Origin of the sequence: Streptomyces sp. NPDC096132 (assembly GCF_044763345.1) — a bacterium.
Classification (GTDB): domain Bacteria; phylum Actinomycetota; class Actinomycetes; order Streptomycetales; family Streptomycetaceae; genus Streptomyces.
Map to the genome: position 1 here is coordinate 1 of NZ_JBIWGA010000024.1, position 17,795 is coordinate 17,795.

Annotated in this window: 19 protein-coding genes; 12 read left to right on the forward strand and 7 right to left on the reverse strand. The window is 71.6% G+C overall.

Features of this window, described 5'->3' with window-relative positions; all coding sequences use genetic code 11:
* Nucleotides 1–255 precede the first annotated feature (255 nt).
* From ACIRF9_RS39750 to ACIRF9_RS39790, 9 genes are all read left to right on the forward strand, one after another.
* A complete protein-coding gene (locus ACIRF9_RS39750; RefSeq protein WP_403832765.1) occupies nucleotides 256–900 on the forward strand; it encodes a hypothetical protein in 645 nt (214 codons plus the stop codon).
* Between the two features lie 118 nt (nucleotides 901–1,018).
* Nucleotides 1,019–1,738 (forward strand): class F sortase, encoded by a 720-nt coding sequence (locus tag ACIRF9_RS39755; RefSeq protein WP_403832768.1) that lies wholly within the window; start codon nucleotides 1,019–1,021, stop codon nucleotides 1,736–1,738.
* Between the two features lie 167 nt (nucleotides 1,739–1,905).
* A complete protein-coding gene (locus ACIRF9_RS39760; RefSeq protein WP_403832771.1) occupies nucleotides 1,906–3,003 on the forward strand; it encodes a SchA/CurD-like domain-containing protein in 1,098 nt (365 codons plus the stop codon).
* Between the two features lie 82 nt (nucleotides 3,004–3,085).
* Complete coding sequence (locus ACIRF9_RS39765; protein ID WP_403832774.1) at nucleotides 3,086–3,487, forward strand: cupin domain-containing protein; 402 nt, start codon at nucleotides 3,086–3,088, stop codon at nucleotides 3,485–3,487.
* Nucleotides 3,484–4,752 carry a beta-ketoacyl-[acyl-carrier-protein] synthase family protein gene (locus tag ACIRF9_RS39770; RefSeq protein WP_403832776.1) on the forward strand — a complete coding sequence of 423 codons (1,269 nt, stop codon included), beginning with the start codon at nucleotides 3,484–3,486 and terminating at the stop codon, nucleotides 4,750–4,752. The genes ACIRF9_RS39765 and ACIRF9_RS39770 overlap by 4 nt, the downstream gene beginning before the upstream one ends.
* Nucleotides 4,749–5,999 carry a ketosynthase chain-length factor gene (locus ACIRF9_RS39775; protein WP_403832778.1) on the forward strand — a complete coding sequence of 417 codons (1,251 nt, stop codon included), beginning with the start codon at nucleotides 4,749–4,751 and terminating at the stop codon, nucleotides 5,997–5,999. The genes ACIRF9_RS39770 and ACIRF9_RS39775 overlap by 4 nt, the downstream gene beginning before the upstream one ends.
* 39 nt (nucleotides 6,000–6,038) lie before the next feature.
* Entirely contained in the window at nucleotides 6,039–6,296 is a 258-nt protein-coding gene (locus ACIRF9_RS39780; protein WP_403832779.1) for an acyl carrier protein, read from the forward strand.
* A gap of 1 nt (nucleotide 6,297) precedes the next feature.
* Nucleotides 6,298–6,777 carry an SRPBCC family protein gene (locus tag ACIRF9_RS39785; RefSeq protein ID WP_403832781.1) on the forward strand — a complete coding sequence of 160 codons (480 nt, stop codon included), beginning with the start codon at nucleotides 6,298–6,300 and terminating at the stop codon, nucleotides 6,775–6,777.
* Between the two features lie 22 nt (nucleotides 6,778–6,799).
* Nucleotides 6,800–7,123 carry a TcmI family type II polyketide cyclase gene (locus ACIRF9_RS39790; protein ID WP_403832784.1) on the forward strand — a complete coding sequence of 108 codons (324 nt, stop codon included), beginning with the start codon at nucleotides 6,800–6,802 and terminating at the stop codon, nucleotides 7,121–7,123.
* A gap of 84 nt (nucleotides 7,124–7,207) precedes the next feature.
* Here ACIRF9_RS39790 and ACIRF9_RS39795 read toward each other — a convergent pair whose 3' ends face one another.
* Nucleotides 7,208–8,236 carry a methyltransferase gene (locus tag ACIRF9_RS39795; RefSeq protein ID WP_403832786.1) on the reverse strand — a complete coding sequence of 343 codons (1,029 nt, stop codon included), beginning with the start codon at nucleotides 8,234–8,236 and terminating at the stop codon, nucleotides 7,208–7,210.
* Between the two features lie 34 nt (nucleotides 8,237–8,270).
* Nucleotides 8,271–9,347: a nitrous oxide reductase family maturation protein NosD gene (locus ACIRF9_RS39800; protein WP_403832789.1), complete on the reverse strand. Its 1,077-nt coding sequence runs from the start codon at nucleotides 9,345–9,347 to the stop codon at nucleotides 8,271–8,273.
* A gap of 303 nt (nucleotides 9,348–9,650) precedes the next feature.
* On the opposite strand from ACIRF9_RS39800, the gene ACIRF9_RS39805 reads away from it, so the two are divergent.
* The 3 genes from ACIRF9_RS39805 to ACIRF9_RS39815 are packed head-to-tail and all read left to right on the forward strand — an operon-like array spanning nucleotide 9,651 to nucleotide 12,603.
* Nucleotides 9,651–11,204 (forward strand): S8 family serine peptidase, encoded by a 1,554-nt coding sequence (locus tag ACIRF9_RS39805; protein WP_403832791.1) that lies wholly within the window; start codon nucleotides 9,651–9,653, stop codon nucleotides 11,202–11,204.
* Nucleotides 11,201–11,521 (forward strand): hypothetical protein, encoded by a 321-nt coding sequence (locus ACIRF9_RS39810; protein ID WP_403832794.1) that lies wholly within the window; start codon nucleotides 11,201–11,203, stop codon nucleotides 11,519–11,521. The genes ACIRF9_RS39805 and ACIRF9_RS39810 overlap by 4 nt, the downstream gene beginning before the upstream one ends.
* A gap of 2 nt (nucleotides 11,522–11,523) precedes the next feature.
* Nucleotides 11,524–12,603 carry a M14 family metallopeptidase gene (locus ACIRF9_RS39815; RefSeq protein WP_403832797.1) on the forward strand — a complete coding sequence of 360 codons (1,080 nt, stop codon included), beginning with the start codon at nucleotides 11,524–11,526 and terminating at the stop codon, nucleotides 12,601–12,603.
* Nucleotides 12,604–12,612: 9 nt separating this feature from the next.
* On the opposite strand, the gene ACIRF9_RS39820 is transcribed toward ACIRF9_RS39815, so the two are convergent.
* The 5 genes from ACIRF9_RS39820 to ACIRF9_RS39840 are packed head-to-tail and all read right to left on the reverse strand — an operon-like array spanning nucleotide 12,613 to nucleotide 17,795.
* Nucleotides 12,613–13,128, reverse strand: a complete 516-nt coding sequence (locus tag ACIRF9_RS39820) for an O-acetyl-ADP-ribose deacetylase (RefSeq protein WP_403832799.1) — start codon at nucleotides 13,126–13,128, stop codon at nucleotides 12,613–12,615.
* A 22-nt stretch (nucleotides 13,129–13,150) separates the two neighbouring features.
* Entirely contained in the window at nucleotides 13,151–14,338 is a 1,188-nt protein-coding gene (locus ACIRF9_RS39825; RefSeq protein WP_403832801.1) for a cytochrome P450, read from the reverse strand.
* The gene (locus ACIRF9_RS39830; protein ID WP_403832804.1) at nucleotides 14,335–15,732 is read right to left on the reverse strand and encodes an alkaline phosphatase family protein; all 1,398 of its coding nucleotides are present in this window, start codon (nucleotides 15,730–15,732) and stop codon (nucleotides 14,335–14,337) included. Before ACIRF9_RS39830 ends, ACIRF9_RS39825 begins: the two co-directional genes overlap by 4 nt.
* Nucleotides 15,729–16,934 carry a metabolite traffic protein EboE gene (gene eboE, locus ACIRF9_RS39835; RefSeq protein ID WP_403832806.1) on the reverse strand — a complete coding sequence of 402 codons (1,206 nt, stop codon included), beginning with the start codon at nucleotides 16,932–16,934 and terminating at the stop codon, nucleotides 15,729–15,731. The genes ACIRF9_RS39830 and eboE overlap by 4 nt, the downstream gene beginning before the upstream one ends.
* Nucleotides 16,935–16,940: 6 nt before the next feature.
* A complete protein-coding gene (locus tag ACIRF9_RS39840) occupies nucleotides 16,941–17,795 on the reverse strand; it encodes a TatD family hydrolase (protein ID WP_403832808.1) in 855 nt (284 codons plus the stop codon).

Genomic DNA, 17,795 nt, shown 5'->3' on the forward strand with positions numbered 1-17,795 from the left:
ACCCGGCCGGCTCCGCTCGTTGGGTCGGTAGTCGCTCCGCTTGACAGTGTCCCACCCCCCCCCCCCCCCCCCCCGCCGCCGCCCCCCCCCCCCCCCCCGGGGCCCCCCCCCGACTCGTTTGCCGCATCCGTTCACCCGCGTGAGCGCCCCGAGTGGTGGGCGGGAGCGGACTGCCTGACGGTGGATCACGTCAGGGCCGGGTCATTCAGCTGACGCAACGCCAGCTGCCCGGCCGTGCCGAAAGGAAATCCGTCAATGCGTTCTGCTCGCATGATCCTGGCCACCGCGGCGGCCTCGGCCGTCCTCGCCATCACCGCGCCCGGGGCCTACGCGGCCGACGGTGACTGGGAGAAGGGCGACTCGTCCTACAGCAAGAAGGACGACTCGTCGGAGAAGAAGGACGACTCGTCCGAGAAGAAGGACGACTCGTACGGCAAGGAGGACTCCGACTACGGCAAGAAGGACGACTCCGACTACGGCAAGAAGGAAGACTCCGACTACGGCAAGAAGGAAGACTCCGGGTACGGCAAGGACCACGACAAGGGCTACGGCAAGCCCCACGGCGGCGTCCACACCGGCGGCGGCGCGCTGACCCTCGTCACGGACGACCACGACAAGGGCAGCAAGGACTGGAGCAAGGAAGACAGCGGCAAGGAGGACTCCTGGAGCAAGGAGGACTCCGGGTACGGCAAGGAGGACTCCGACTACGGCAAGAAGGACGACTCCGGGTACGGCAAGGAGCACGACAAGGGCTACGGCAAGCCCCACGGCGGTGTGCACACCGGCGGTGGAGCCCTGGCCGGGCCTGGCGTGACCGCGGGCGGTCTGGCCGTCCTGGCGGTCGCCGGAGCCGGTCTCTACGGCGTGCGCCGTAAGAAGTCGGCACACGGCCTGGCCTGACCATGCCGGACGCGATAGAGCCGCGGCCGCCACCGGTGCATCGTGTGGCGGCCGCACGGCCGGCTCTGAGCCCCGCCCCGTCCGCCCTGCCGCCGTGTCCGATCCGAGGTGTTCCCCGATGGCAGTCCCCCCTCCCCCTCCCGCCGCCGACGAGCCGGAGCCGACCGGCCAGGGGTCCCGCTCGACCCTGACCCTGCTGACCGCCGTCGCGCTGCTGATCCTGGCGGTGGGCCTGATCGGCGGCAACGACGCGTCGTCGTCCGATCCGTCCCCCCCGGCGCAGGCCCGGCTGGCGCCTCTGCCCCCCGAGGCCCCGGGCCCCTCCGTCCCGCCCATGCGGTCCTCCGCCCCGGCCCCGGGCGCCGCGCAGCCGGTGGGCAAGCACCTGCCGCGCTCCCGGCCGGTCCGGCTGCGCATCCCCCGGATCTCGGTGGACGCCCCCTTCACGGACCTCTCCATCAACGCCAAGGGGCAGCTCGAGGCCCCGCCCCCGAACGACACCAACCTCGTCGGCTGGCACGCCGCGGGTCCCTCCCCGGGCGAGCCGGGCACCGCGATCATCGCCGGGCACGTCGACACCAAGACGTCCGCCGCCGTCTTCGCCGAGCTGCGCTACCTGAAGAAGGGCGACGTCTTCGACGTGCAGCGGACCGACCAGAGCATCGCGCACTTCGTCATCGACGACGTGAAGACGTACGCCAAGGACGCCTTCCCCAGCGAGCGGGTGTACGGCGACACGCCCCGGGCCGAGGCCCGGCTCATCACCTGCGCGGGCAACTACGACCACACGGCCAAGGACTACGAGGACAACCTGGTCGTCTTCGCCCACCTCAAGTGACCCGTCACCCCAGAGGCGAGCGGTCACCCGCGTAGTCCATCCGGATCGCGCTCCGGTGGGGACCGGCTCAGGATCGAGTCACGTTCACCTCGCATCACCGCGAATTCACCTCGCACCACCGCGACAGACGTTCACCGCTCCCCTCCCGTGAAGGAGATGTCCCCCGCATGACCACCACGTCCGCTCCCGCCTCCGCCCCGCTGACCCGTCAGGTGTCACAGCGTGTCTCCCAGTCCGTGTTCGACGGCTCCCGCCTGCGGGTCGTGCTCCTGGTGGACGTCTACGACGGCGCCCAGCAGCAGTTCCTCGAGGCGTACGAGCAGCTCTGCAACCAGGTCGCGTCCGTCCCCGGGCACGTCAGCGACCAGCTGTGCCAGTCGATCGAGAACCCCTCCCAGTGGCTGATCACCAGCGAGTGGGAAAGTGCCCCGCCGTTCCTCACCTGGGTGAACAGCGAGGAGCACGTGGAGATGGTGAAGCCACTGCACAGCTGCGTCCGCGACACCCGTTCGCTGCGTTTCCACGTCGTCCGCGAGACCGGTGGCCCGGCGGCGAACGCCGCGCGCACCCTGCAGGCCGAGCCCCGTATGGGTGACGGCGTGATCCGTCACGCGCTCACCTTCACCGTGAAGCCCGGCAGCGAGCCGGCCGTCGCGAAGATCCTCGCCGAGTACAACTCGCTCAACCCGAAGGTCGACGACACGACCCGGCTGTGCCGCACCACCTTGTTCATGCACGGCAACCGGGTGGTGCGCGCCATCGAGGTACGCGGCGACCTGCTCGCGGCGCTGCGCTTCGTCGCCCGGCAGCCCGAGGTGCGGGCCGTCGAGGAGGCCATCAACCCCTACCTGGAACAGGACCGGGACCTCGACGACGCCGACTCCGCCCGGGTCTTCTTCACCCGCGCGGCCCTGCCCGCCGTCCACCATGTGACGGCGGCCCAGGAAGACCCGAAGGCCGAGCGGCACGCCCTGTTCTACCCGGCGAAGCCCGGCTCCGGCCTGGAGCTGGCCCGGCTGCTGGCCCGGCAGGACGAGTCGGCCGCGGACGACCCGAAGTCCCCGGTCCTGCAGAGCACGATCTTCCAGCGCGACGACGTCGTGGTGCGGCTGGTCGACGTACGGCGCGGTGTCGGCGCCGACGACCCCGCGCTCGCCCCGAAGACGGCCGAGCTGAAGGGGTTCCTGGACGGACGCGGCGCCAAGGGCTCCGCCGGGCCGGCCCGGATGGACCTCGTCACCGACCGCCGCTCGCCCGGCGCCTGAACCACTCGACCGGTGGGCACAGCCACCGCCCCGTGGGCACAGCCCCCGCCTTGTCGGAACAGCACACGATCGGAGCAACGTCGTGATCAATTCCCGTCCCAGAGTCGTGGATCTCAGCGAGGTCGAGCCCAACACCCGGCGCGGCGGCGATCTGCGCGCCATGCTCACCCCCGCCACGGTCGGGTCCACCAGCGGTTTCATGGGCGTCGCGCTCATCCAGCCGGGCGACCGCATCGGCGAGCACTACCACCCGTACTCCGAGGAGTTCGTGTACGTCCTGTGCGGGCAGCTGGAGGTCGACCTGGACGGCGAGCCCCAGCCTCTCCAGCCGGAGCAGGGGCTGTTGATCCCCATGCACATGCGTCACCGCTTCCGCAACGTCGGCAAGGTGGAGGCGCGGATCGTCTTCCACCTCGGGCCGCTGGCCCCGAGCCCGCCGCTCGGTCACGTCGACACCGAGGAGACGGCCGAGGTCGTCTCATGAACCGGCGTGTGGCGGTCACCGGCATAGGTGTCGTCGCCCCGGGCGGCATCGGGGCGCGGGCGTTCTGGGACCTGCTCTCGCACGGGCGGACCGCGACGCGGGGCATCTCCTTCTTCGACCCGGCCGGCCTCAGATCGCGGATCGCCGCCGAGTGCGACTTCGATCCGGCGGCCCACGGACTGACCGCCGAGGAGGTCGCCCGCAGCGACCGGTACATACAGTTCGCGCTGGTCGCCGGGGAGGAGGCGGTGCGCGACGCCGGTCTCGACCTGGCGCGGGAGAACCCGTGGCGGGTCGGGGTGTCGCTGGGCACCGCGGTCGGCGGCACCACCCGCCTCGAACACGACTACGTGCTGGTCAGCCATCGCGGGCAGCGCTGGGACGTGGACCACCGGCAGGCGGACGCGGAGCTGCACCGGGCGTTCACGCCCGCCACGCTCGCGGCCACGGTGGCCGAGCGCTTCGAGGCGCGCGGTCCGGTGCAGACCGTCTCCACCGGCTGCACCTCGGGGCTCGACGCCGTCGGGTACGCCTTCCACACGATCGAGGAGGGCCGGGCCGACGTCTGCATAGCCGGTGCGTCGGACTCGCCGATCTCCCCGATCACCATGGCGTGCTTCGACGCGATCAAGGCGACGTCGCCGAACAACGACGACCCCGCTCACGCCTCCCGCCCCTTCGACGCCGACCGCAACGGCTTCGTGATGGGCGAGGGCGGCGCCGTCCTCGTGCTGGAGGAGCTGGAACACGCCAAGGCCCGTGGCGCGCGCGTCTACTGCGAGCTGGGCGGCTACGCCACCTTCGGCAACGCCTACCACATGACCGGCCTGACCAAGGAGGGCCTGGAGATGGCCCGGGCGATCGAGTTCGCCCTGGACCACGCCCGCCTCGACCCGACGGCCATCGACTACGTCAACGCGCACGGGTCGGGCACCCAGCAGAACGACCGTCACGAGACGGCCGCCGTGAAGCGGGCCCTGGGGCAGCACGCCTACGCCACCCCCATGAGCTCCATCAAGTCCATGGTGGGTCACTCGCTCGGCGCGATCGGCGCGATCGAGGTCGTCGCCTGCGTCCTGGCCATGGCCCACCAGGTGGTACCGCCCACCGCGAACTACGAGACCCCCGACCCCGAGTGCGACCTGGACTATGTGCCGCGGGTCGCGCGCGAACGGACGCTGAACAGTGTGCTGTCCGTGGGCAGCGGGTTCGGCGGGTTCCAGTCCGCGGTGGTCCTGACCCGGCCGAGGGAGAGGACACGATGAGCGAACCGCTTCCACGGCGCGCCGCCGTCACCGGAATCGGTGTGGTAGCGCCCAACGGAACCAGCACCCAGGCCTTCTGGAAGGCCACGCAGGAAGGCATCAGCGTCCTGGACCGGGTGACCCGCGAGGGGTGCGAGCACCTCCCGCTGCGGGTCGCCGGCGAGGTCCGGGACTTCGACCCGACGGCCGCCGTCGAGGAGCGCTTCCTCGTCCAGACGGACCGGTTCACGCACTTCGCGATGGCCGCCGCCGACCTGGCCCTGGCGGACGCCCGGCTCGGCCAGGCCGACACCGCCGAGTCCCCGTACTCGGTGGGCGTGGTCACCGCGGCCGGTTCCGGCGGCGGCGAGTTCGGGCAGCGGGAACTGCAGCAGCTGTGGGGAAAGGGCAGCCGGTTCGTGGGGCCGTACCAGTCGATCGCCTGGTTCTACGCGGCCAGCACCGGCCAGATCTCCATCCGGCGCGGCTTCAAGGGACCCTGCTCGGTGGTCGCCGCCGACGAGGCGGGCGGCCTGGACGCCCTCGCGCACGCGGCGCGGGCGGTGCGGCGCGGCACCGATGTGCTGGTCACCGGCTCGACCGAGGCACCGCTGGCCCCGTACTCGATGGTCTGCCAGCTCGGCTACGACGCGCTGAGCACCGTCGAGGACCCGGAGCGCGCCTATCGCCCGTTCACCGACGCCGCGTGCGGGTTCGTGCCCGCCGAGGGCGGTGCCATGTTCGTGGTGGAGTCGGAGAGCTCGGCCCGGGAGCGGGGGGTGCGCGTCCAGGCCACCCTCGCCGGGCACGCGGCCACGTTCACCGGCGCCGCCCGCTGGGAGAAGTCCCGGGAGGGGCTCGCCCAGGCCGTCCGGGGCGCGCTGGAGGAGGCGGGCTGTGCCCCGGAGGAGATCGACGTGGTCTTCGCCGACGCCCTCGGCGTGCCGGAGGCGGACCGGGCCGAGGCTCTCGCGATCGCCGACGCGCTCGGCGCGCACGGCCGGAAGGTGCCGGTCACGGCGCCGAAGACCGGCATCGGCCGGGCCTACGGCGGGGCGCCGGTGCTGGACACGGCGGCCGCGGTGCTCGCGATGGAGCACGGTCTGATCCCGCCCACCCCCCATGTCTTCGACATCTGCCATGACCTCGATCTGGTGACCGGCCGGGCCCGTGTCGCCGAGGTGCGCACCGCGCTGGTCCTCAGCCGGGGCCTCATGGGATCGAACTCGGCGCTGGTGCTGCGGCACGGCGCCGCCGACGCCTCGTAGCGGGGCGCGGCACACCACCGCACACAGGAGAGGTACCGCATGAGTGACCGCATCACCCTGGAAGAGCTGGCCGGTCTGATCAAGAAGGCGGCCGGGATCACCGTCGCGCCGGAGCTGCTGAAGGAGCAGGCCGACTCCGAGTTCGGCGAGCTCGGCATCGACTCGCTGGGCATGCTGGGCATCGTGGGCGAGCTGGAGAACCGGTTCGGCACGGCGCTGGACGTGGACCTGGAGCACTGCCGTACGCCCCGCGAGTTCCTGGACCAGCTCAACAGCGCACTGCCGGCGGGGGCGTGACATGACCGGACACACGCAGAACGAGATCACCATCGCCGCGCCGCTGGACCTGGTCTGGGACATCACCAACGACCTGGAGAACTGGCCGCAGCTGTTCACCGAGTACGCCTCGGTGGAGGTCCTCTCCAGGGAAGGGAACAAGACCACCTTCCGGCTGACCATGCACCCGGACGAGAACGGCAAGGTGTGGAGCTGGGTCTCCGAGCGCGAGCCGGACCGCGCCACGCTGAGTGTGCGGGCCCGCCGGGTGGAGACCGGACCGTTCGCCCACATGGACATCCACTGGCGGTACGAGGAGGTGCCGGCCGGGGTGCGGATGATCTGGACCCAGGACTTCGCGATGAAGCCGGACGCGCCCGTCGACGACGAGTGGATGACCGACAACATCAACCGGAACTCCAAGATCCAGATGGCCCTGATCCGGGACCGCATCGAGAAGGCCGCCGCCGAGCGGGGCACCACCCGCGGTCTGACCGACTGAGCCGGACGGAGGACACTCCCCCATGCACCAAGCCCTGATCGTCGCCCGTATGGCCCCGGGCTCCGCCCTGGACATCGCCAAGGTGTTCGAGGAGTCGGACCGGGGAGAGCTGCCGCACCTCGTCGGGGTCGTCCGGCGCAGCCTCTTCCAGTTCGGCGACGTCTACCTGCATCTGATCGAGTCGGAGCACGACCCGGGACCCGCCATCGCCAAGGTGACGGATCACCCCGAGTTCCGGGACGTCAGCGAGCGTCTGTCGGCGTACGTCAGCGCGTACGATCCGCAGACCTGGCGGTCCCCGAAGGACGCGATGGCACAGCGTTTCTACCTCTGGGAGCGCGATTGACGCCGGCTGATCCCGTCGGCGTCACCGGTCGCCGGGCCCGCGACGCTGCGGGCCCGGCGACCGGTGGTTCCGGGGGCGTACCGATCAGCCGGGTACGTGGCAGTCGAACGCGTGCAGGTAGGGGTTGACCGGCCGGATGTCGTCGATGACGAGGCCCGCGTCGGTCAGCCGGCTCACCATGCTCTCGGTGGTGTGCTTCGCCCCGCCGACGTTGAGGAGCAGCAGCAGGTCCATGGCGGTGCTGAACCGCATCGAGGGGGTGTCGTCGACGAGGTTCTCGATGACGACGACCCGGGTGCCGGGCCCGCCCGCCCTGCTGACGTTGGCGAGGGTCCTGGCCGTGGACTCGTCGTCCCACTCCAGGATGTTCTTGATGACGTAGACGTCGGCCTTGACGGGCACGGCCGCGCGGACGTCACCGGGCACGATCCGGGCGCGGTCCGCGAGGTCGCCGCCCGCGCGCAGCCGGGGCACGGCGTTCTCGACCACGCGGGGCAGGTCGAGCAGGCTGCCGTGCATCGCCGGGTACTTGTCGAGCAGGCAGGCCACCACGTGTCCCTGGCCGCCGCCGATGTCGGCGACGGACTTGCTGCCGGACAGGTCCAGCAGGGCCGCGACCTCTCGCGCCGACTGCTCGCTGGAGGTGGTCATGGCCCGGTTGAAGACCTCGGCCGACTCGGGGGCGTCCTCGTTGAGGTAGGTGAAGAACTCCTTGCCGTAGAGGTCCTCCACGACGTTGTGGCCGGTGCGCACCGCCTCGTCCAGCTTGGGCCAGGCGTCCCAGGTCCACGGCTCGGTGCACCACAGGGCGATGTTGCGCAGGCTGTGCGGGTCGTCCTCGCGCAGCAGCCGGGACATGTCGGTGTGGGTGAACGTCCCGTCGGGGCGTTCGGCGAAGACGCCGTAGCAGGACAGGGCCCGCAGCAGTCGGCGCAGCGGCTTCGGCTCGGTCTTCACCGCGGCCGCGAGGTCCTCCACGGACAGGGGGCCGTCCCCGAGGGCGTCGGCGACGCCCAGCCGGGCCGAGGCACGCAGGGCGGCGGCACATGCCGCCCCGAACACGAGCTCCCTCAGCCGCATGGGTGGGGGCGGGGCGCTTTGAGCGGTCGTCATGTGCCGCCTTCCTTCGTCTTGTCGGTCGGTCCGGTCAGCACAGGCCCGTGGGCTTGGAGGCCTTGCAGGAGTTGCGCTCGAAGGTGTTGCCCTTGCCCGCGGTGTCGGTGACGACGAGGTCGGCCGGGGAGTTGCCCCGCAGCGTGTTGTCGCTGATCCGGTTCCGCTCGCTGGTGGTCCCGACGAAGCTCTTGAACAGGACGATGCCGCCGGAGAGCGGGGAGGTGCCGGCGTTGTCCGTGATCACGTTCCGGGTGATCACGCTGTCCTCGGCGCCGGTCAGGACGATGCCGGAGCCCTGGAGGGCGTCCAGCCGGGCGGTCTTCGGGCAGGACTTGTTGTTGCGCGCGATGTGGTTGTCCCGCACGGTGACGCGTCCGGCCCTCGGCTTGTTCTCGTCGCCGACGACGAAGACGGCGGCGCAGTTGCCGGTCATGCGGTTGCGCTCGACGGTGAGGTCGCGCAGCCGGCGGACGGTGACGCCGATGCGGTTGCCCTCCAGCCGGTTGTCCCGGACCAGCGTGCCCCTGGTGTCCGTGGCACCCCGCTCCTCCTTGACGGTGTTGGCGAGGAACAGACCGGCGTCGCCGTTGTCGCGGGCGATGTTGCCCCGGAACACCGTGCGCTCGGAGGCCTCGGTGGCGATGCCCCAGACGCCGTTCCTCTCCGCCTTGACGCCGCGTACGGTCAGCCGGTCCGTGGCGGCGGAGTACACACCGTTCCGGGTGAACCCGGAGACGGTCAGGGAGGTGACGGTGACGCCCTTGACCCTGCGGTCCTTCGTGCCGGTCACACAGATGCCGTTGCCCTCGGCGGCACAGGCACTGGGCTTCTTCTTGCCGACCGGGGCCGGCTGGAGCACGGTGTCGTGTCCCGCGCCGCGCAGGGTCACCCGGTCGGTGCCGATGGTGACGCTCTCGCGGTAGGTGCCGGGCGTCAGGAAGACGGTGTCACCCGGGGCGGCGGCGTCCACCGCCTTCTGGATCGACTGTCCCGGCTGGACGACGTGGATCGCGTGGGGCGCGTGATCGGCGACCGCCGGGGCGGCACCGAGCCCCGTCCCGACGATGGCGGCCGTGCACGCCAGGTACGCAATGTGGCATTTATTCATATTGCGGACAATATGGCCATCCGGTCCGTCGCAGGCCGCATGGACCGTCCGAGGGCGTGTCGCCCTCACCCGGGCCGCACGACCGGGAGCACCACCCCCCGCCACACGCCTTGTTGACGCGACAAAAGATGAATGCACAACAGGCGGCACACACAGGCTCCGGGCCTTCGGAAGAAATAGCGATGTTCACCCTTCCGTGGTCAACTGGGAAACAGAGGTCACCCCGTCCGGATACACACATCCGCAGGGGGGAACACTCAGGGGCCGGCCTCTTCGGCTCAGCGACAAGAAGAGGCGAGTGCGATGTCTCGGCAGTACTACCAGCGTGGAAATCTCGTCGAGGCCGAAGAACTCGACGATGTCGTCGCGGTCCGGATCGACGCGGACAACAGGGACAGGGCCGCCACCGAGATGGAGGCGCTGCTCGGCACGAGCGCCCGCGGGGACATCCGCGACGCCGGCGTCGACGACGACACGGCCGACGCCTTCACCCGCGCCCACTGGGTGTTCGTCCGACCGAACCGGCAGATCCGCGAGGCGCTCGTCACCGGCGAGGAGGTCGCCGGGGCGGAGGTGACCGGCAAGGTCATCCGGCGGCCCAACGGCAGGATCGGCATCGCGACCGACCTGCTGACGGTCCGCCTGCGGCCCACGCTCTCGGAGCAGGAGGCCGAGCGGGAACTCGAGGCGGCCGGACTGACCGTGGTCGGCAGACTCGGCTTCGCGGACAACCTGTACGAGGTGCGCACCACGACCGCGCAGGACTCCCTCGCGGCCTCCGTCGAACTCCACGACAACGACCGCTTCCTCTTCGCCGAGCCGACGTTCGTCGAGCACATCTCCACCCGCTTCCGGCCCACCGGCACCCGTTACGCCGAGCAGTGGCAATGGCGGAACGCGGGCGCCGGCGGAGGCACACCGGACGCCGACGTCCACATCGAGACCGCCTGGGACCGCACCTTCGGGGACGGGATCCGGGTCGCCGTCATCGACAACGGCTTCGACGCCGCCCACCCCGACCTCGCCCCCGGGGTGGATCCGTTCTCCGGCCGTTTCGACGAGGGCGACGAGCGCGCGGTCTTCGTCCGGGGCACCGCCGGAATGCCCGACAGCGGTCACGGCACCTTCTGCGCCGGCATGGTCGGAGGCCGCCACGACAACGGCGCGGGCGGGTCGGGCGCCGCGCCCGAGTGCCGGCTGATGCTGGTGGCGTGCCTGCCGGACCAGGTCGGTACGCAGACGACACTCGCCCGGGCCGTGGGCTACGCGGCCGGCCCCTCGTCCGAGGTCACCGGGGCGAGCCCCGAGGCCGGAGCGGACATCCTGGTCAGCAGCCTCGGCCCGAACGGCGCGGACTGGGATCTGACCGGCGTCCTGGAAACCGCTCTCGAGAAGGCGGCCGCGAACGGCCGTCAGGGCAAGGGGCTGCCGATCTTCTGGGCGGCGAGCAACGGCAGGAACGTCGACATCACCAAGGACGAGGTGGTCTCCCATCCGGATGTGATCGCGGTGGTGCGGTCGACCCGTAAGGACAGGGAGGACAACGCGGCACGCGGTCCGGAGGTCGAGCTGATCGCTCCCGGCGTCGACGTCCTCAGCACCACGTCCGGCGGGGGGTACGGCTTCAACACCGGCACCAGCTTCGCCGCTCCCTGCGCGGCCGGGTGCGCGGCTCTGGCACTGTCGGTCAATCCCGGCCTCACCCGCGACCAACTGCGCCAGGTGATGCACGAGTCGGCCGACAAGATCGGAGGACCGACGGTCCACTACGACGGGACCGGTCACCACGACGACTACGGATTCGGCCGGGTGAACGCCGCTCAGGCCGTGACACTCGCGGACGGGATCGTGCCATGAACGAGGAACCGGCGGTCATCCGCTGCCATGTCGTCGCCGACAACGCCCGGGCACTCAGGGAGTTCATCCGGGAAACCCGGCCCGACCTCGGCTGCCGCCCCGTCGGACGCGGCGACCGGGCGGGCGTCGGAATGGACGTCTACTTCCACCAGGATCAGCTCGACCGGGCCCGAGGGTCCAGAGCGGCATCGCTGGTGGACATCACCGCGGTCGAGAACGTCACGGAGAACTGGCTCGCCCGGAAGGAAGAGGTCGGCGGCGGTGACCGCTTCGCCGACCGGGACGCCTTCCCGCACGGTCTCGGCCGGAAGGAGTGACCATGTATCTCAACGTGGCCGAGATCCAGTCGGCGATCACCAGCCTGAACGCCGTCCACCCCGAGGCGACGGAGGTCATCACCGCGCCCCACCCCACCCACGAGGGCCGCACGACCGCTCTGCTGCGGATCGGCACCCGGCCGGCCGACGAGGTGCCCGGCATCCTGGTGCTGGGCGGGGTGCACGCCCGGGAGTGGGTGCCGCCCGACGCACTGGTCTCGCTCGCGGCAGACCTGCTGGAGGCACACGAGTCGGCCACGGGCCTCGGCTACGGGTCGTCGTACTTCACGGCGCCGCAGGTCAGGCATGTGGTCGAGAACCTCGATCTGTTCGTCTTCCCCTGCGTCAACCCCGACGGCCGGGCCTTCAGCCAGACCACGTCCGCGATGTGGCGGAAGAACCGCCGGCCGGCGCCCGCCGGGCACACGGGCCCGTCCTGTGTGGGAGTGGACCTGAACCGGAATTTCGACTTCCTCTGGGACCATCTCGCGAAGTTCGCGCCGGACGCCGACGTCCACACGTCGGACGACCCGTGCGACCCCCAGGTCTACCGGGGGCCGGCCGCCGCCTCGGAACCCGAGACCCGCAATGTGGTCTGGGTGCTCGACAACCACCCGCTCATCCAGTGGATGGTCGACGTGCACAGCGCCGTTCCGGTGATCCTGCACAGCTGGGGCGACGACCAGAACCAGTCCACCACCCCGACCGACGACTTCCGCAACCCCGCCCTCGACGCGGTGCGAGGGCGGCCGAACGACGGCATCGGCGAGTTCATCCCCGATTGGGACCTGAAGACGGCCGTCGAACTGGCGGAGCTGATGAGCGACGCCGTGCGCGGCGTGCGCGGAGTCCACTACGGGGTCGAGCCGGCGTACGGCCTCTACCCCACGTCGGGGACGAGCGACGACTACGCCTACAGCCGCCACTTCAGCAACGAGGCCGTCCCGAAGGTGCTTGGCTTCACCGTGGAGTGCGGGGACTCGTTCCAGCCGGTGTTCAGCGAGGCCGAACAGGTCATCCGCGAGGTCTCGGCGGCGCTGCTGGCACTCGCGGTCCACGCTCACGAGGTCACGGTCGGCTGAGCGGGCCCGTCAGCCGGCGTCCAGCTGGGCGGTGAACGCCTCGTGCGCCCGCTCGTCGAAGAGGACGAAGCGCACCTCCTCCACCTCGGTGGGGGTGGTGCGTACGGTCTCGACCGCGATCCGGGCGGCGTCGTCCATGGGCCAGCCGTAGATGCCCGCCGAGACGGCGGGGAAGGCGACCGTGCGGGCGCCCAGTTCGTCCGCGACCCGCAGGGACTCGCGGTAGCAGGAGGCCAGCAGCGCCGAGCGGTCCTCGCTCGCGCTGTACACGGGGCCCACGGTGTGGATCACCCAGCGTGCGTCCAGATTGCCCGCGGTCGTGGCGACCGCCCGGCCGGTGGGCAGGCCCTTGCCGTAGTGCGAGGCGCGCAGCCGGCGGCAGTCGTCGAGGATCGCGGGGCCGCCCCTGCGGTGGATGGCGCCGTCGACGCCACCGCCGCCGAGGAGGGAGGAGTTGGCCGCGTTGACGATGGCGTCGACGGACTGGTCGGTGATGTCGCCACGGACGAGCGTGATGGTGGTCATGCCCGTGTCTATACCAGGCGTGTCACCAGGTCACCGGCAGATTGCGCAGTCCGTGGACGGAGGACGTGGACGGCGTCAGGTCCGCCGGGGGTGCCGTGATCCGCAGGCCGGGCAGGCGGTCGAACAGGGCGGGCAGGCCGATCTGGAGTTCGGCGCGGGCCAGGGACTGGCCGACGCACTGGTGGAGGCCGTGGCCGAAGGCGAGATGGCCGGTGGCGGCGTCGCGATGGACGTCCAGGGTGTCGGGGTCGGGGTAGGCGGCCGGGTCGCGGTTGGCGGCCTGGAGGGCCACCACAACGCCGTCGCCGGCGCGGATGCGGACACCCCCCACCTCGACGTCCTCGGTGGCGATGCGGCGCATGCCCGCGTGGGTGACCGTCAGATGGCGCAGGAGTTCCTCCACGGCGGCCGGCCACAGGTCGGGCCGGGCGCGCAGGGCGGCGAGCTGTCCGGGGTGCCGGAGCAGGTCGACGACGGCCAGCGGGAACATGTTCGCGGTCGTCTCGTGGCCCGCGACCAGCAGCAGGGCCGCGACGCCCACGGCCTCCTCCGCGGTGGCCTCGCCGGTCGCCACCCGTTCGCCGGCCAACCGGGAGATCAGATCGTCGGCGGGTGTGCGGGTGCGGGCGGCGAGGAGGTCGCCGAGATAGCCGTAGAGGGCGGCGCGGGCCGCCATCATGTCCTGCGGGGCGGAGGTGACGTCGGTGAGGGCCCGCACCTGCCGCTGGAAGAAGGCGTGGTCCTCGTACGGGACGCCGAGCAGCGCGCAGATCACCCGGGTGGGCTGCGGCAGCGCGTACGCCTCGACGAGGTCGGCGGTGGTGGCCCCGTCGGCGGTCATCGCGTCGAGGAGTTCCTCGCAGACGGCGGCGACGGCGGGGCGCAGCCGCTCGATGCGGCGGAAGGTGAAGTCGGGCAGGACCAGGCGGCGCAGCCGGGTGTGGTCGGGCGGGTCCATCATGAAGAACTGGCCGGGCCCGCGCGGCGGTACCCGGGGGCTCAGTCCCGGGAAGCCCTCCCGGGTCGCGTCGGAGCTGAAGCGCGGGTCGGCGAGGACCGCGCGGGCGTCCTCGTACCGGGTGATCAGCCAGGGGCTGTTGTCGCCCCAGACGGTGACCCGGCGGACCGGCTCCTCGGCCCGCCACTTGGCGTACTCGGGGGCCGGGTCGAGCAGGGGGCGGGCGGTGGGCAGCGGCGGGTGGGTGGTCATGCCGAGGTCTCCGTCTCCTTCAGTCCGGCCAGGGCGAGCAGCAGCGACTTGACCTCCGTGGCGGGGTACGCGTCGCGGGTCAACTCCGGTTCGGAGCACAGGAGTACGGGGGCGTGGGCGGGGTCGTCCGGGAGCCTGCCGTGGCTGCCCCGGACGCCCTTCGGGTCCAGCGGGACCGTGCGGATGCGGTACCGGAAGCCGAGTTTCTTGCGGATCACGGAGCCGACGGCGCGCAGTTTCACGGCCGGGACGGTGTCGTCGTAGAGCAACTCGGCCGGGTCGTAGCCGGGTTTGCGGTGGATCTCGACCTGGCGGGCGAAGTCGGGGGCGCGGTCGTCGTCGAGCCAGTAGTAGTACGTGAACCAGGCGTCGGGCGCGGCGAGCGCGACGAGTTCACCGGAGCGTTCGTGGTCGAGCCCGTGGGCCTTCTTGCCCTCCTCCCCCCACACCTCGTCCACGCCGTCGAGGTCGCCGAGGATCTTCGCGACGGTCTCGGTGTCGGCGGGGTCACGGACGTAGACGTGGGCGACCTGGTGGTCGGCGACGGCGAAGGCGCGGGAGGTCCAGGGGTCGAGGTACTCCATGCCGTCCTGGGTGTGGACGTTCAGCAGGCCGGCGCGGCGCAGGGCGCGGTTGACGTCGACGGGGCGGGAGGCGGGGGCGATGCCGTACTCGCTCAGCGCGACCACGGTCGCACCGGCCTTCACGAAGTGGTCGATCAACGGGGCGAGGGCGGCGTCCAGTTGACGCGCGGCGCGGACGGTCTCCGGCGAGTGGGGGCCGGTGCGCTGGGGTTCGTAGTCGAGGTGCGGGACGTAGACGAGGGTGAGGTCGGGGGTCTTGTCGTCGAAGATCTGGCGGGCGGCGGCGAGGATCCACTGGGTGGAGGGCAGTCCGGCGTTCGGGCCCCAGTAGGTGAACAGGGGGAACGGGCCCAGCCGGTCGATGAGTTCGCCGTGCAGGGCGGGCGGCCAGGTGTAGCAGTCGGGTTCCTTGCGGCCGTCGGAGTAGTAGACGGGGCGCGGGGTGACGGTCCAGTCGACGTCGGCGCCCATGGCGTACCACCAGCAGACGTTGGCGACCGTGTAGCCGGGGTCGGTCCTGCGGGCGGTCTCCCAGATCTTCTCGCCGCCGACGAGGGCGTTGTGCTGGCGCCACAGCAGGACGTCGCCCAGGTCGCGGAAGTACCAGCCGTTGCCCACCGCCCCGTGCACGGCGGGGGGTTCGCCGGTCAGGAGGGTGGACTGGACGGTGCAGGTGACGGCGGGCAGCACGGGTTCGAGACGGGCGCGGGAGCCGCGGTCGCCGAGGGCGGCGACGGCCGGCATGTGCTGGAGCAGGTGGGGGGTGAGGCCGACGATGTCGAGGACGACGAGCCGGCGGGTGCTGGTCATTCGGGGTGGTCCTCCTTGAGGCCGAGCGCGGTCAACCGGTCGCGGGCCCAGGCGAGTTCGGCGGCGATGCCACCGGGGAGGTCGGTGGGGGGTACGGGCAGGACGGACCAGGTGTAGGTCTCGACCTCGATGTGGTCGCAGTGCGCGGCGGGTCCGCCGAGGAGTCCGGCGAGGACGTCGGTGAGGTGGCCGGCGGTGGTCCGCAGCGGGGGTTCGGGGTCGGCGTGCAGCGGTGCGTGGAAGTGCACACGCCAGGGGGCGGGACCGGCCGGCAGTCCGCCGTCCAGGGCCTCGCCGAGATCGTCGGTACCGAGCACGGCACCGTCGTCGGGCGCACCGGCGGGATCGCGGGCACCGTGCGCGGTCGTGTCCCGCGGGGTCCGGGTCTGGTGCAGGAAGCGGGGCTCGGCGAGTCTGCGGAGGGCGGCGCGGGCCGCCGGGTCGGCGGGATCCGTCGCCTCGACGGCGCAGGCGGCCTGGAGCTTCACCACCGGGAGCCCGGCGTCCGCGAGCCGGCGCAGGGCGGCGGCCGGTTCCTCGAAGCCGACGGCGAGGTGACAGGCGTCGAGGCAGACGCCGAGCCGTTCGGGGTCGAGGCCGCCCAGATGCCGGGCGGCCTGGGCCGTGGTCTCCACGACACAACCGGGCTCGGGTTCGAATCCGACCCGGATACGGCGGCCGGTGTCGGCCTCGATCGCGGCGAGCCCGGCGGCGAGCCGGTCCAGGGCCCGGCGGGCGGTGTCGGCGCGCTCCACGGGCCACGGCTCGCGCCAGCCGAGCGGCAGCGTCGAGACACTCCCCCGCTCGGCGTCCTCGGGCAGCAGCGCGGCGAGCACCCGGGCACAGTCGAGGGTGTACGTCAGCCGGGCCTCGTCCGCCCAGTCGGGGAGGTAGACGTCCTGCTTGACGACCTCGCGGTGGAACCCCGCGTACGGGAAGGCGTTGAGGGTGACGGTCTCCAGGCCGCGCGCCGACAGTTCCCGCCGCAGTCGGGTCAACTGCCGCTCGTCAGCGACGAGTTCGGACACGACAGGACGGGCCAGCCACAGACCGACGCCCAGCCGGCCGACGTCCAGGCGCCGGCGCACGGGCTCGGCGTACGTGGCGAGCTGGGAGACGACGCCCGCGAGATCCTCCGCCTGGTGGACGTTGCTGCAGTAGCCGAGGTGGACGGTGGTGCCGTCCGGGTGGAGCAGCCGCACGGGTCGTCACTCTCCCCCGCGCCGGACGGAGTTGCCCTGGAAGGAGGAGGTCTCGTCGGGCTTGGGTTCGGCGAGGTCGAGACGGCCGCTCTGCCCGTAGAAGGCGGCCGGGTTGCGCCACATCACCCGGTCGACCTCGTCCTTTGCGAAGCCCGCGGCGAGCATGGCGTCCGCGGTCTTCCGCGTCTTCAGCGGATCCGAACGGCCCCAGTCGGCGGCCGAGTTGACCAGGACCCGCTCGGTTCCGTGCCGCTGGAGGATCTCGACCATGCGGTCCTCGCTCATCTTCGTCCTCGGGTAGACGGAGAACCCGGCCCAGCAGCCGCTGTCGAGGACCATGCCCACGGTCAGCTCGTTGAGGTGGTCGAGGACGACGAGTTCGGGGGCGATGCCCGACTCGCGGACCACGTCCAGGGTGCGGCGGGTGCCGGCGGCCTTGTCGCGGTGCGGGGTGTGCACGAGGGCGGGCAGGCCGTGTTCGACGGCGAGCCGGAGCTGCCGGGCGAGTGCCTCGTCCTCCTCGGGGGTCATCGAGTCGTAGCCGATCTCGCCGACGGCGACCACGCGGTCCTTCGCGAGATAGCGGTCGATCTCCTCCAGGACCGGGGTGCAGCGCGGGTCGTTGGCCTCCTTGGGGTTGAGCGCGATGGTGCAGAAGTGCTGGATGCCGAACTGGGCCGCGCGGTACGGCTCCCAGCCCAGCAGCGTGTCGAAGTAGTCGTAGAAGCTCTCGGGCGAGGTACGGGGCTGGCCCTGCCAGAAGGCCGGCTCGACGACGGCACGCACACCGGCGGCGTACATGGCCTCGTAGTCGTCGGTGGTGCGGGAGGTCATGTGGATGTGGGGGTCGAAGATGCGCAC